Source organism: Rugosimonospora africana, from assembly GCF_016862975.1.
In the GTDB taxonomy this organism is placed as follows: Bacteria; Actinomycetota; Actinomycetes; order Mycobacteriales; family Micromonosporaceae; genus Rugosimonospora; species Rugosimonospora africana.
The window spans coordinates 1-13,733 of record NZ_BONZ01000078.1; the positions used below are offsets into that span (position 1 = coordinate 1).

A 13,733-nucleotide genomic window follows, 5' to 3' on the forward strand; every position below is an offset into this window, starting at 1 on the left:
GTTCATCGCACGACCGTACCTGCCCTGTCACCAGCCCGTCGCTTGACATCGAGTGCTCTCGAAGTCGCAGATTGGGCGCCTGAGTCCGCGAGGCGCGGACCGGACGAAGGGGAACCCTGATGAAGTACCGGACGATCGGCCAGCATCCGCAACGCCGGCGCGAGGTGAGTGTGCTGAGCCTGGGTGCCATGCGGTTTGGCACGGTCACCGACGAGGAGACGTCCTTCGCGATCCTCGACCGCTACGTGGCGGCGGGTGGCACCTTCATTGACACCTCGGACAACTACGCGTTCTGGGTCAACGGCGATCAGGGCGGTCAGAGCGAAGAGTTGCTCGGCCGCTGGCGGCGCAGCCGGGGCATCGGCGACGAGATCGTGATCGCGACCAAGCTCGGCGCGCGACCGCTGGCCCCGGGTACCGGCTACGTCGACAATGCCGAGGGGCTGTCGGCGGCGGTGATCCGGGAATCGTCGCGGCGCAGCCGCGAACGCCTCGGGGTGGCGAAGCTGGATCTGCTGTACGCGCACATCGAGGACCGCACGGTACCGCTGGAGGAGACCGTGCGGGCGTTCGCGGAACTGGTCGCGGAGGGCACTGTGGACCTGCTGGGAGTGAGCAACCACTGGACGTGGCGGGTGGAGCGGGCCCGGAACCTGGCGGCCGCGGCCGGGCTGCCCGGCTACGAGGTCCTCCAGTACTCGCACAGTTACCTGCGCCAACGAACCGACATGCCCAGCGAGTTGTCGCCGGACGGCCCGGTCGGCGGCGCGAGCGGGGACCTGCTCGACTACCTGCGCGCCGAGCCGGGCCTCACGCTCGTCGCGTACTCCCCGCTGCTGACCGGCGCCTACACGCGGGAGGACAAGCCGCTGGGTCCGCAGTACGGACACGAAGGCACGCCGCGACGGCTCGACGCGGTACGGGACGTGGCCAAGGAGACCGGCGCCACCCCGAACCAGGTCGTGCTGTCCTGGCTCATCGGCGGCGAACCGGCGGTGATCCCGCTGGTCGGAGCCTCCTCGGTGGCGCAGCTGGAGGAGAGCCTGGCTGCGGTGGACCTGGAGCTGACCGCCGACCAGCGGGCACGCCTCGACGCCGCCTACTGAGGCCGCCCGCTGAGAGGGCCGACTGACGCGGCCCACTGACGCCGAGTACTGACACCGCCGGCGCCGCGGGCTCGATCCGCGGCGCCGGCTGTCCTCGTCGTCGCCCGGTCAGACTGCGCCGTAGTAAGCCTCGACCGCGTCGATGTCGACGGTCTGGTCCAGCGGCAGTCCGAGCTTCTCGTAGTGCTTGCGGCGGGCGTGCATGTCGGCGAGCAGGATGGCCCGGGCGTGGACGGCGACCTCCTGCGCCACCTCGGCCGGTACGACGATCACGCCGTCGTCGTCGCAACCGACGATGTCGCCGGGGCGGACCTGGGTGCCGCCGCAGGCGATCGTTCCCTGGACCTCGACCACCTTGATGCGACCGGGGATGATGGTGCGCCCCCGGTAGCGGGCGACGACCGGCGTGCGCTGCCGCTCGATCTCGGCGGTGTCGCGGCAGTACCCGTCGGTGATGACCCCGACGGCGCCCTTGGTCACCGCCCCCATCGTGTTTTCCGAGCCCCAGAAGCCCACCTCGCGGCCGCCCCCGGCGTCGGTGACGACCACGTGGCCCGCCGGGAGGTCGTCGGGCAGGCGCAGGTGTCCGGTCTCCTCGAACCAGATGCGGTGTGCCGCGACAATGTCCTCCGTCGAGTCGAGCTTCCACATTGGACGGTTGGACGGCACGCAGCGCATGGTGGCCGCGGCGCCCCAGAAACGCATGCCGGACCACAGTGGACGGACCTGGGGATCCATCAGGCCGATGTCGAAGTAGCCGATCCCGTCGAGAGCATCGGCCACGTCCACCACCCGCAGGTGCTGGTAGAGCGAGCCGAGATCGGCCGGATCGGCGCGCTCGCGCGGTGCGGTCGGTGTCGCTGCCGGGGTCTGTGCGAGGGACATGGAGAACGTCCTCCCAAAGGTACGGGTGGTGCCCGCCGGCGCAGGCGTGCCGGGCCGGTCATGGCCCGGATGTTCGCCGAGGCTCTGAGCGGGTCGCCGGTGGCGAGGATCCGACCGTATCGCCTATTGTCTACAAACGTCAACGGCGACACTGGGCTACGACGCCGGGTGAGGAAGCTCGACGGGCTGGAAGAGCGCCGGGGACGTCAGCGCGAGGACGTCGGCGCCGAGGACGTCAGTGCGAGGCCGGCGCGCCGACGTGCGCCCGGGCGAGGGCGACGTAGTCGCGCCAGGACTTCGCGATCAGCTCCACCTCGTCCGGTCGCACGTCGCGCCTGACTTTGGCGGGCGACCCCAACGCCAGGGAGCCCGGCGAGACGCGCGTCCCCGGAGCGAGCACGCTGCCGGCGGCGACGATGCTGCCCCGCCCGACGTGTACGCCGTTGAGCAACACCGCACCCATGCCGACGATGCAGTCGTCCTCCACGGTCGCGCCGTGCACCACCGCGGCGTGACCGATGGTCACCCGGTCGCCGATCGTCGCCGGGTACCCGGGATCGGCGTGCAGGACCGCTCCGTCCTGCACGTTGCTGTCCGTACCGATCCCGACAGGCCCCTGATCGGCGCGCAGCACCGCCGCGTACCACACGCTCGACCGCGCCCCGACGCGGACGTCGCCCACCACCGTGGCACCGGCGAGGACCACCGCGTCCGGCTCGATGACCGGTGCGTGCCCACCGATGGCCAGAATCCGCGCGCCGCTGCTCACAACGCCCTGCCCGGATTGAGGATGCCCAGCGGGTCGAAGGTGGACTTCACCGCGCGATGCGCCGCGTAGGTCGCCTCGTCGAGCTGCCCGGACAGCCAGCCGCGCTTGAGCGTACCGATGCCGTGCTCGCCGCTGATCGTGCCGTCCAGCCGCAGCGCGAAGCGGCAGATCTCGTCGGCGGCCCGCAGCGCGGTCGCCACCGCGTCCGGCCGGTCGCGGGGCAGCACGATCGCGGGGTGCATGTTGCCGTCGCCGGCGTGACCGACCGTCGCGATGAGCAGCGAGTACCGGCGCCCGATCTCCTCGATGCCACCGAGCAGCTCCGCCAGGCGGCTGCGCGGAACCCCGATGTCCTCGGTGAGCACCCGGCCGGCGGCCTCGACCGCCTGGTAGTGGATCCGGCGTGCCTGCAGGAGCATGTCCGCCTCGACGGGATCGGTCGAGGCCATCGCGAGCGCCGCACCCGCGTCCCGTGCGCGCGCGGCCATCGCGTCCGCCTGCCGCTGGGCGTCCACGCTGTCGGCCTGCGCGATCAGCAGCGCGGCCACCGAGCGGTCCAGTCCCATCGGCCGGTAGTCCTCGATCAGGTTGACGCTCGCGTGGTCCATCAGCTCGAGCAGGCTGGGAGCCAGTCCCGAGCGGACGATCGAGGCGACGGCGCGCCCGGCGTCGACCAGCGAACCGAACGTCGCGACCATGGTCGCCGGCGTGGCGGCCGGCGCCGGGCGCAGCCGCAGGGTCGCCTCGGTGATGATGCCGAGGGTGCCCTCGGAACCGACGAACAAGCTGCTCAGGTCGTAGCCGGCGACGTTCTTGACGGTACGCGCGCCGGTCCGGATGACCCGCCCGTCGGCGAGCACGACCTGCAGCCCGAGTACCGATTCCCGGGTGACTCCGTACTTGACGCACCGGAGCCCGCCCGCGTTCGTCGCGAGGTTCCCGCCGATGGTGGAGATTTCGAAGCTGGACGGATCCGGCGGGTAGAACAGGCCGTGCTCGGCCGCCGCCCGGCCCAGGTCCGCGTTGATCACCCCGGGCTCGACCACGGCGTACAGGTCGTCCGCGGCGATCTGCCGGATCGCGGTCATTCCGGCCGTCGACAGCACGATGCACCCGTCGAGGGCGGCTGCCGCGCCGGACAGCCCGGTGCCCGCGCCCCGGGGGACGACCGGCGTCCGGTGCTCGCTGGCCCACCGCAGGGTGCGCGACACGTCGTCGACGGTCCGGGCGCTGACCACGGCCATCGGCATTCCTGCCTCGGCGAAGTCCGCGCTGTCGCGGCGGAATCCCTCCATCCGGTCGGGGTCGGTGACCAGCACGCCTTCGTCCAGTACCGCCGAGAGTGCGTCCCCGGTCATCGTCACGCCGACTCCTCCGGACGCGGGTGGCGGGTGAAGGACCGCTCACCGTGTTCGGCCAAGGCGTGCAGGACGGCGTCGGTGTCGCCCGACTCGATCAGCTCCAGCAACTCCTGATGGCGTTCGACGTGCGCGGTCAGGTCTTCGTAGTAGTGCTCCCGGGCGTACAGGTTCATCGCCATGCAGATCAGCAGCTGCCGGTGCAGCGACTCGTAGATGTCGGTGACCCTGCGCAGGCCGGCCAGCCCGATGATCGCGGCGTGGAACGCGTACCCCCGCTCGACGAGCTGCGCCCGGTCGCCGGCCGCGGCGCTGGCCCGCATGTCGTCCAGCGCGGCCCGGCAGCGTTCCAGCCGTTCCGGGTCACGTACGGGTATCCCGTGCCGGACCGCCAGCTGCTCCATGCTCGTCCGCAGCAGCAGGATCTCCTGCACGTCATCCTGCGACAGGGCGATGACGGTCGCGCCGCGGCGCGGGGAGCGCACCACCAGCCCCTCGTTCTGCAGGATCTGGATCGCCTCCCGCAGCGGTGGCCGGCTGATCCCCAGCACCTCGGTCATCCGCTCTTCGAGCAGGCGCTCGGCCGGTTGCAGCTCGCCGGACAGGATCATCCGGCGCATCTCCTCGGCGGCCATCTCCACCAGGCTCGGCTTGTTTCTCAACCGCCCGGCCGCGGGCGCCGGTGGGCGACCGTCCCGCGGGGAGGGCGCCGCCAGCGCTTCAGCGCTCACGTGGACTCCTGATGTCTCCGGGCACCGGGGGTCGGGTGCCGCATCGTTCAGAATTTACTCTTGCTCGACCACTTCGTCTGTTGTAGACAATAGTTCATCGCCCCGGCCGATTGAGAAGAGGTGCGGTGCACGTGTCAGACACCGACTCGAAACCGGATGCGCCGAGCCCCGGCAAACCTCCCGCCGTGGGCCTGGTCGGACTGGGCAACCTCGGGATGCCGATCGCCCTGGCACTGCTGGACGCGGGCTGGTCGGTCACCGTCTTCGACCGGCGCGCGGAGTTGGTCGAGCGGGCCGGCGCACAGGGTGCCCGGGCGGCGGCCGACGTGTCCGGGCTCGCCGACCAACCGATGCTCGCCATCGCCGTCACCGACGACACCGCGGTCGACGAGGTGCTGATCGGCAGCGGGCTGCTGAGCGCCCTGCGCGCCGGCTCGGCGGTCGCCGTGCACAGCACGATCCTTCCGGTTACCGCGCAGCGGCTGGGCGAGCAGGCCGTTGCCGCCGGGATCGCCCTCGTCGACGCGCCGGTGTCCGGCGGCGCGGCCAGAGCCCGTGCCGGCGACCTGACCGTGTTCGCCGGTGGCTCGCCCGACGCGCTGCACCGCGCGAAGCCATACCTGGACACCGTCGCGTCGACCGTGGTGCATCTCGGCGGTGCCGGCGCGGGTTCCGCGGCGAAGCTGGGCAACCAGCTCATGATGTTCGCCTCGCTCGCGGCCACCTATGAGGCGCTGGACCTGGCGGCGGTCTACGACGTGGCACCGGAGGCGTTCCTGCGGGCCGTCACGCACAGCACCGGCGACTGCTGGATCGCCCGCGAGTGGGGGTTCTTCGACCGCACCGCCGCCGAATACGACGCCAGCGGACTGCCGCTGCGCTACCGCCCGTGGAGCAAGGACCTGTGGGACCTGGTGGCGACCGGACGGGCGCACGACCTGTCTCTGCCGGTCGCCGGGATGCTTGCCCAGCTCATGCCCGGATGGGTGGAGGCACACGCGCATGGGAGCCAGCCATGACCGTCGCCCCGATCCCCCGCCTCCGCGCCCGGCGCGGCCACCGGTCCGGCGAGCGGGCAGCCGCGTACGCGTTCCTCACCCCGTGGCTGATCGGCCTGGTGGTCATCACGATCGGTCCGATGGTCGCCTCGCTGTACCTGGCGTTCACCCGCTACGACCTGCTGACCGCACCCACCTGGACCGGCCTGACCAACTTCCGGAACCTGTTCGCCGACCCGAGGTTCACCACGGCCGTCACGGTGACCGTCAGGTACGTGGTCATCTCGGTGCCGCTGGTGATCGTCGTGTCATTGGCCGTGGCGATGTTCCTCAACCGGGCGATCAGGTTCCTGGCTGTGTACCGGGCCCTGTTCTACATCCCGTCGTTGTTGGGCAGCAGCGTGGCGATTGCCATCCTGTGGCGCCAGGTCTTCGGGGCCACCGGCATCGTCGACCGGGTGCTGGGCTTCTTCGGGCTCCACCACGGCAGCTTCATCGGTGACCCGTCCACCTCCCTCTACACCCTGATCTCGCTCAACCTGTGGGCGTTCGGCGGCACGATGGTCATCTTCCTGGCCGGCCTGCGCCAGGTGCCGGTCGGACTGTACGAGGCCGCCGCCGTCGACGGAGCCGGGACGTGGAGCAAGTTCTGGCACATCACCCTGCCCAGCCTGTCTCCGCTGATCTTCTTCAACCTGCTGCTGAACACCGTCCACGCGTTCCAGTCGTTCACCAGCGCCTACATCGTCAGCGGCGGCAACGGCGGCCCGGCCGACTCCACCCTGCTCTACACCGTCTACCTCTACCAGCGCGGATTCGTCGACTTCCGGATGGGATACGCGGCCGCGATGGCGTGGCTTCTGCTCGCGGTACTGGCGGTGATCACCGCGCTCTTGTTCGCTACCGCCCGGTTCTGGGTCCACTACGGGGACGAGGCACGCTGATGGCCATTCGAACGCCCGACCGCAAAGTCGCCACGGCCGCGCGATCCGCGACCCGAGCACCGCACCCGGGCGCCACCCTGGCACCGGTACCGCTGCTGATGCGGCCCAGCCGGAGCCGGATCGTGCGCTCGCTGTCCCGCCACGCGGTCACCATCGCGATCCTGGTGATCATCTTGTACCCGATCGTCTGGATGGTGGCCGCCTCGCTGCGCCCCAACAGCGAAGTGCTCGGCAGGCTCGGCCTGCTCGGCCGGGTCACCGGCGCCAACTACGTGTCCGGCTGGAACCCGACGTCGACCCTGCACTTCTCCCGGTTCTTCGTCAACTCGCTGGTGGTCTCCGGGCTGTCGGTCGTAGGCAACCTGTTCGCCTGCACACTGGCGGCGTACGCGTTCGCCCGGCTGTCCTTCCCGCTCAAGCGGGTGCTGTTCGGCATCCTGCTGGCCACGATCCTGCTGCCCTACCAGGTGACCCTCGTGCCGCAGTACATCCTGTTCAGCAAGCTGCACTGGGTGAACACGTACCTCCCGCTGGTACTCCCGAAGTTCCTGGGCGTCGATGCCTTCTTCGTCTTCCTCAACGTTCAGTTCATCCGCGCGCTGCCCACCGACCTCGACGAGGCGGCGCGCATCGACGGCTGCGGTTGGTGGGGCGTGTTCCGGCGAATCATCGTGCCGCTGTCACTGCCGGCCATCGGGGCGACGGCCATGTTCACGTTCATCAACTCCTGGAACGACTTCCTCGGACCGCTGCTGTACCTGAGCAAGCCCAACCTCTACACCGTCCCGTTGGGCTTGAACCTGTTCGTGGACGCCAGCGGCACCTCGTCGTTCGGATCGCTGTTCGCCATGGCCACCCTGTCGCTCGTACCACTGGTCGGGTTCTTCCTGGCCTCCCAGAAGTTGCTCGTCGAGGGAATAGCCACCACCGGAATCAAGTGAGGGGAAGCAATGCGTACTCGACGTCCCGCGAGTCGCCGATTCGCGCTGACCGCGACCGTGGCGGCCAGCATCGTCACCCTGACCGCCTGCGGAGGCACCGCCGGCGGGAACGCACCCGCCGGCGGCTCGTCCGGTGCCGACGGGAAGGGCAAGGTCGCCGGCAGCATCGTGTACTCCTGGTGGGGAGCCGCCGCCCGCAACCAGAAGACCCAGGCCGTCATCGACCTCTACCAGAAGGCCCACCCCGGCGTGCGCATCCAGGGCGAGGCCACCGACTTCACCAGCTACTTCCAGAAGCGCAACGTGGAGGCCGCCGGCAAGAACCTCCCGTGCGTGCCGCAGATGCAGGCCAGGGAGCTGACCGAGTACACGTCGCGCAGGGCGCTGCTGCCGCTGGACCAGATGGTGTCGGCGGGCACCATCGACGTCTCCGGCATCCCCAAGAACGTGTTGGACACCGGGCGTGGCGCGGACGGCAAGCTGTACATGGTGCCGACCGGGGCCGCCTACGACGGCATCATGTACAACCAGAAATACAGCCAGCAGGCCGGCGTCGGTGACCTGCCTGCCAAGTTCACCTGGCAGCAGTGGTCCGACTGGCTGTTGCGGGCGGCTCCGAAGCTGCCCAAGGGCGTCTACGCCGCAAACCTCGACGCCGGCGACGCCGACATGTTCATCTCGTACGTGCAGGGTCTCGGGCAGCAACTGTTCACAAAGGACGGTCAGCTGGGATTCCCGAAGCAGACGCTGGTCGACTACTGGAACATGTGGGAGAAGCTGCGCAAGGCCGGAGCGACCGTACCGGCGGCGATGCAGGCGGAGCTGGGCACCACCGCTCCGGAGGATCAGTCGCCCATCATGCAGGGCAAGGCGATGAGCGCGTCCACACCGGGCAACTTCCTGCCCAGCGGGCAACCGCTGGTCGACGCGCACGGCGGCGGCACTCTGGTGATGACCACGCATCCGTACGGGCCCAAGGGAATCGGCAACGTTCTCATCACCTCCGGGCTGTCCGTCGCCGCCAACTGCGACAACCTGCCCACCGCGGCGTCGTTCATCAGCTTCTTCGCCAACGACCCGGCCGGCGCCAAGGCGTTCGCCTCGGACAACGGCGCGGTGACCAAGACCAGCCTGCTGCAGGCGCAGGAGAGCGATCCGGCCACTCCCGCCGGGGTCACCAAATACCTGAAGGTGTACCAGGACATCGTCAGCGAGGGCGCGCCCGACATCCTGTACCCGCCGGGATACACCAGCGTGTTCGCCGACGCCTTCTACCGGGAGTACCAGCAGGTGTCCTTCGGCAAGGCCCCGGTGGCGACGGCGGTCGACGACTTCTTCGCCCAGGCCAAGAGCGCGCTGCAGAAGTAGCGCCGGCACCGACCCGGGCGGCCGGCCACCGATCGCCGGCCGCCCACCACCTCGTGATAGGAGCGGATCGCAGTGACAGAGACGGCCCTGCATGGCATCCGGGTACTCGACCTGACTCAGGTGATGGCCGGTCCGTTCTGCACCATGCTGCTCGCGGATCTCGGCGCGGACGTCATCAAGATCGAGATTCCCGGTACCGGCGACCAGACCCGCCAGTCGTGGGGCCGTCCCGAACCGGGTGCCGACAGTCCAGCCTTTTATGCCCTGAACCGCAACAAACGCAGTGTCGAACTCGACCTGCGGTCGCGGGGCGGCCGGGAGGCGTTCCTCGCACTGGTCGACACGGCCGATGTGGTGGTCGAGAATTTCCGCCCCGGAGTCACGAAGCGGCTCGGCATCGACTACGACACTCTGGTCGAGCGCAATCCGGCGCTGGTCTACGCCAGCATCTCCGGGTTCGGTCAGACCGGCCCGTACGCCGAGCGGCCCGGCTACGACCTGATCGCCCAGGGCATGGCCGGCGCCATCAGCATCACCGGCGAGCCGGACGGAGCACCGGTCAAGTGTGGGCTGCCCGTGGGTGACCTGGGCGCCGGCATGTTCTGCGCGACCGCGATCCTCGCCGCCTGCATCCACCGCGACCGCACCGGCCGGGGCCAGTACGTCGAAACGTCGCTGTACGAGGCCGTACTGGCCATGGGGGTGTGGGAGTCCACCGAGTACTGGGCGACCGGACGGGTACCGCAGCGGCTGGGGTCGGCGAACCGGATGAGCGCGCCGTACCAGGTGCTGGCCACCCGGGACGGGTACCTGACGATCGGCGCCAACAACGAACGGCTGTGGCAGCGGCTGTGCGAGGGGTTGGGCCGGCCCGAACTGCTCGACGACCCGAGATTCGTCAACAACGCCGACCGGATGGACCGCCGGGCCGAGTTGGCCGCCACGCTGGAGGCGACGCTGCGCACCCGGGACACCGACGAGTGGGTCAACGACCTTCTGGCCGCCGGGGTGCCCTGCGGCCCGATCCTGGACTACGGGCAGATCCTCGACGGCGACCCGCACGCCTCCGCACGCGGCATGGTGCAGCGCGTCGAGCATCCGGTCGCCGGTACCGTCACGGTGCTCGGCTCGCCGATGAAGCTGGCCGACACCCCGGTGACGATCCGGCGCCCGCCGCCCCTGCTGGGCGAGCACACCGCCGAGGTCCTCGCCGAGTCGGTGCGCAGCGGCCGGGAACAGCGATGAGCGCGGGCGGCGCGGTGCGCGGCGACGGCGAGGGCCGGGTCGAGCTGCGGGTGGACGGCGACTTCGCACAACTGACGCTGGCCAACCCGGACCGGCTCAACGCACTGACCTTCACCATGTACGACCAGCTGACCGAGGCGTGCGACCGGCTGCGCTCCTCCGCCGTACGGGTCGTGAGCATCCGGGGTGCGGGCGGCAAAGCGTTTGCCGCCGGTACCGACATCGCCGGGTTCGCCGGCTTCGACGCGGACGACGGGGTGGCGTACGAACACCGCACGGCCGCGGTCCTGGACGCCCTGGCCGGGCTGCCCATGCCGGTGATCGCGGCGGTCGAGGGGCCGGCCGTCGGTGCCGGACTGGCCCTGACCCTCGCCTGCGACCTCGTGCTGGCCACACCCGACGCGGTGTTCGGGGCACCGGTGGCCCGGACCCTGGGCAACTGCCTGTCCCCCGGCATCATCGGCCGCCTCTACGCGACCGTCGGGCGGGCCCGGGCCCGGCAGCTTCTGATGACCGCGACAACCCTCGACGCGCAGGGCGCCCGGGACTGCGGACTCGTCACCGAGGTGGTCGCCCGCGACCGGCTCGACGGGCACCTCGCCGACACTCGGCGGCGGCTGGCCGCTCTGGCCCCGCTCACGCTGCGCGCCTTCAAGGAGGTGGACCGGAGACTCATGCGGTGCTTCGACCAGATCGATGCGGACGACCTCTACCGGATGTGTTACGGCAGCCGTGACTTCAGCGAGGGCGTCGCGGCGTTCGCCGAGAAGCGGGCACCCGAATGGCAGGGACGATGAGCGGCGGCCCTGAGGATGCGGCGGATCGGCTGCCGGTTATCGACGCGCACCACCACTTCTGGGTCCGCGGTGAGTCGCACCAGAGCTGGCGCGGCCCGGAACACACCGCGCTCGACCGCAGTTTCCGCCCCGATGACCTGCGCACCCAGCTGGCCGCCGGGCGGGTCGACCGCACCGTGCTGGTCCAGTCAGTCAACACCGACGAGGAGAACCGACGCCTGCTGGCCTACGCCCGCGACGTCGACTTCGTCGCCGGGGTGGTGGCATGGCTGCCGCTCGACGAACCGGACCCGGCGGCGCGGATCCTCGACACGCTGCGGGAACGCCCCGAGGTCTGCGGCGTGCGCTGCCTGATCGGCCACGAGGACATCGACTGGCTGGTGCGCCCCGCGGCATTGCGGCTGCTGGGCGAGGTCGCGGCCGCCGGCTGGGCCTGGGACGTCGTCCCGGTGACCGCCGGCCAGGTACGCACACTTCTGCGCGTCGTCGAGCACCTGCCACAGTTGCGGGTCGTGGTCGACCACCTGGGCCGTCCGCCGGTCGAGGCGGGTGGGTGGCAACCCTGGGCGCGACACCTGGAGGAGTTGGCGAGCGCGCCCGGCGTCGCGGTGAAGGTGTCTGTCGGCATCGACGTCCTGACCGCCTGGCCGCGATGGGACGCCGGCCAGCTTCAGCGATACGTCAACCACATCGCGGCCGTGTTCGGACCCGGCCGGATGATGCTCGCCAGCAACTGGCCCGTGGTCACGCTGCGCGCCGACTACGCCCGGGCGTGGGCCGACCTGACGGCCGCCGTCGCGCGGGCGGGCGGGCGCGAGGAATCGCGCGCGGCGCTCGCCTCGGTGCGGGGCACCACGGCATGCCGGTGGTACGGGTTGAGCCCGGATCGTCCCGCCGGCAGGTCCCCGGCGTGACGTTCCCGTGACGGGTAGCACCGGAAACCGGACGCCCTCCGCCCGGCCTGAATATGCTGGGCCCGGCCGGCGACACACGGCTGCGGACCGCGATTCCCGCGGCCCGCAGCCGTCCCCCGATCCCGTCGCGGCTACTCCCAGCGGAACAGCTTCGCGGCGGCGGTCCCGAAGAGCGCGGCGGTGGCCACCATCACGGCCAGGTGCACCGGCCGCGGCCAGTCGCCGACCCAGGCGTCCTGCAGTGCCTGGGACGCCGCGCCCAGCGGGGTGTAGTCGGCGATCCGCCGCACCGCGTGCGGCATGACCGGGCCGGTCCACACCCCGGCGAAGAACATCATCGGGTAGTAGACGATCGCGGCGATCCCCGCCTGTACCCGGGTGTTGGGCGAGATCGCGGCGACGAACAGCGCTACCGCGCCCATCGCGCCGGTACCGAGCAGGAACGCGAGGAGCACGCCGGCCACGTTCGCCGGTACCTGCACGTGGAAGGCGATGGCAGCGGCGGCGTACGCGAGCCCGCTGCCGGCGAACAGGGCGCCCGCGTTGACGACGAACTGCGCGGTCAGCAGCGCTGACGGCGACACCGGCGTGGTGGCCATGCGCCGCAGCACACCCTTCTCCCGGTACCCGGTCAGTGCGGACACCAGCGTGACCATGGTGACGGTGGCGATGGCCAGCGCCAGCATGATGGGCAGGTAGCCATCGATGGGCCGCGCACCGTCCAGGTCCTTGGACGGGTCGGTGAAGCCGGGGATGGCGCTGCCCAGCACCAGGATCAGGGCGGCCGGGAAGAGTACCCCGAAGAAGACGCCGATCGGCTCGCGGAGGAACAGCTTGGACTCGGTGGCGCTGAGCTTGGCGATGGCGGTCACGGCGGCCTCCTAGCGCGGATCGTTGGTGAGGGCCAACACGGCGTCTTCGAGCGTGGGCCGGTCGACTCCGGGCACGGACGCGTTGGCCACGATGCCGGCCGGCGTGTCCAGCGCGGCGAGACGGCCGGCCCGCAGCACGGCGAGCCGGTCGCAGAGCCGCTCGGCCTCGTCCATGAAGTGGCTGACCAGAATGATCGTGACGCCTCGGTCGCGAATGGACCGGATCAGGGCCCAGGTGTCGCGCCGGGACTGCGGATCCAGGCCGGTGGTGAGTTCGTCGAACACGGCCACCCGGGGGTTGCCGACAAGGGCCAGGGCGATGGACAGGCGCTGCTTCTGGCCGCCGGACAACTTGCCGAACGCCGTGTTGCGCTTGTCTTCCAGGCCCACCTCGGCCATCACCCGCTTCCAGTCCGCCGGCTCCGGGTAGAACGAGCTGTACAGGTCCAGCGCCTCCCACACCTTCAGCCGGGCCGGCAGTTCACTGGACTGAAGCTGGATGCCCAGGTACCGGCGCACGGCGGCCCGCTCCCGGCGCGGATCCAGCCCCAGCACCCGTACCGTGCCGGAGTCCGGAGCCCGCATGCCCTCCACGCACTCGACGGTCGTGGTCTTGCCGGCGCCGTTCGGGCCGACGATCCCGAAGATCTCGCCGTCCTCGACCGAGAAGGACACGTCCGCGACGGCGGTCAGCTCGCCGTAGCGTTTCATCAGGTTTGCGATTTCAATGACTGCCATGCGGAAAACGCTAGGAAGAGCTGGGCCGCGCCAGAATGGGTCCAGCTACCGGGTGGGGGTGTGGCTA

At 70.5% G+C, this 13,733-nt stretch carries 14 protein-coding genes; 8 read left to right on the forward strand and 6 right to left on the reverse strand.

From position 1 onward, the window contains the following. The first annotated feature begins 119 nt into the window (after positions 1-119). Positions 120-1,106 carry an aldo/keto reductase gene (locus tag Raf01_RS36745; RefSeq protein WP_203922723.1) on the forward strand — a complete coding sequence of 329 codons (987 nt, stop codon included), beginning with the start codon at positions 120-122 and terminating at the stop codon, positions 1,104-1,106. 108 nt (positions 1,107-1,214) lie between these two features. Here Raf01_RS36745 and Raf01_RS36750 read toward each other — a convergent pair whose 3' ends face one another. The 4 genes from Raf01_RS36750 to Raf01_RS36765 all read right to left on the reverse strand — a co-directional run bounded on the left by Raf01_RS36750 (position 1,215) and on the right by Raf01_RS36765 (position 4,849). Further along, the gene (locus tag Raf01_RS36750; RefSeq protein ID WP_203922724.1) at positions 1,215-1,991 is read right to left on the reverse strand and encodes an RraA family protein; all 777 of its coding nucleotides are present in this window, start codon (positions 1,989-1,991) and stop codon (positions 1,215-1,217) included. Positions 1,992-2,226: 235 nt separating this feature from the next. Next, positions 2,227-2,760, reverse strand: a complete 534-nt coding sequence (locus Raf01_RS36755) for a gamma carbonic anhydrase family protein (RefSeq protein WP_203922725.1) — start codon at positions 2,758-2,760, stop codon at positions 2,227-2,229. Further along, positions 2,757-4,118, reverse strand: a complete 1,362-nt coding sequence (locus tag Raf01_RS36760) for an FAD-binding oxidoreductase (RefSeq protein ID WP_203922765.1) — start codon at positions 4,116-4,118, stop codon at positions 2,757-2,759. The genes Raf01_RS36755 and Raf01_RS36760 overlap by 4 nt, the downstream gene beginning before the upstream one ends. Positions 4,119-4,120: 2 nt before the next feature. Next, entirely contained in the window at positions 4,121-4,849 is a 729-nt protein-coding gene (locus tag Raf01_RS36765; protein WP_203922726.1) for a GntR family transcriptional regulator, read from the reverse strand. Positions 4,850-4,980: 131 nt separating this feature from the next. On the opposite strand from Raf01_RS36765, the gene Raf01_RS36770 reads away from it, so the two are divergent. The 7 genes from Raf01_RS36770 (at position 4,981) to Raf01_RS36800 (ending at position 12,056) form a co-directional block, all read left to right on the forward strand. Further along, complete coding sequence (locus Raf01_RS36770; protein WP_203922727.1) at positions 4,981-5,868, forward strand: NAD(P)-dependent oxidoreductase; 888 nt, start codon at positions 4,981-4,983, stop codon at positions 5,866-5,868. Beyond that, complete coding sequence (locus Raf01_RS36775; protein ID WP_203922728.1) at positions 5,865-6,791, forward strand: carbohydrate ABC transporter permease; 927 nt, start codon at positions 5,865-5,867, stop codon at positions 6,789-6,791. The genes Raf01_RS36770 and Raf01_RS36775 overlap by 4 nt, the downstream gene beginning before the upstream one ends. After that, complete coding sequence (locus Raf01_RS36780; protein ID WP_239134265.1) at positions 6,791-7,732, forward strand: carbohydrate ABC transporter permease; 942 nt, start codon at positions 6,791-6,793, stop codon at positions 7,730-7,732. Before Raf01_RS36775 ends, Raf01_RS36780 begins: the two co-directional genes overlap by 1 nt. A 9-nt stretch (positions 7,733-7,741) precedes the next feature. Continuing rightward, positions 7,742-9,100, forward strand: coding sequence for an ABC transporter substrate-binding protein (locus tag Raf01_RS36785; RefSeq protein ID WP_203922729.1), 1,359 nt, complete (start codon positions 7,742-7,744; stop codon positions 9,098-9,100). Between the two features lie 72 nt (positions 9,101-9,172). Beyond that, the gene (locus Raf01_RS36790) at positions 9,173-10,345 is read left to right on the forward strand and encodes a CaiB/BaiF CoA transferase family protein (RefSeq protein ID WP_203922730.1); all 1,173 of its coding nucleotides are present in this window, start codon (positions 9,173-9,175) and stop codon (positions 10,343-10,345) included. Continuing rightward, entirely contained in the window at positions 10,342-11,142 is an 801-nt protein-coding gene (locus Raf01_RS36795) for an enoyl-CoA hydratase (RefSeq protein WP_203922731.1), read from the forward strand. Before Raf01_RS36790 ends, Raf01_RS36795 begins: the two co-directional genes overlap by 4 nt. After that, entirely contained in the window at positions 11,139-12,056 is a 918-nt protein-coding gene (locus Raf01_RS36800) for an amidohydrolase family protein (protein WP_203922732.1), read from the forward strand. The genes Raf01_RS36795 and Raf01_RS36800 overlap by 4 nt, the downstream gene beginning before the upstream one ends. A gap of 131 nt (positions 12,057-12,187) precedes the next feature. Here the strand turns inward: Raf01_RS36800 and Raf01_RS36805 are convergent, their stop codons facing one another. Next, positions 12,188-12,928: an ABC transporter permease gene (locus Raf01_RS36805; protein WP_203922733.1), complete on the reverse strand. Its 741-nt coding sequence runs from the start codon at positions 12,926-12,928 to the stop codon at positions 12,188-12,190. A gap of 9 nt (positions 12,929-12,937) precedes the next feature. Continuing rightward, positions 12,938-13,666 (reverse strand): ABC transporter ATP-binding protein, encoded by a 729-nt coding sequence (locus Raf01_RS36810; protein WP_203922734.1) that lies wholly within the window; start codon positions 13,664-13,666, stop codon positions 12,938-12,940. Positions 13,667-13,733: the final 67 nt, after the last annotated feature.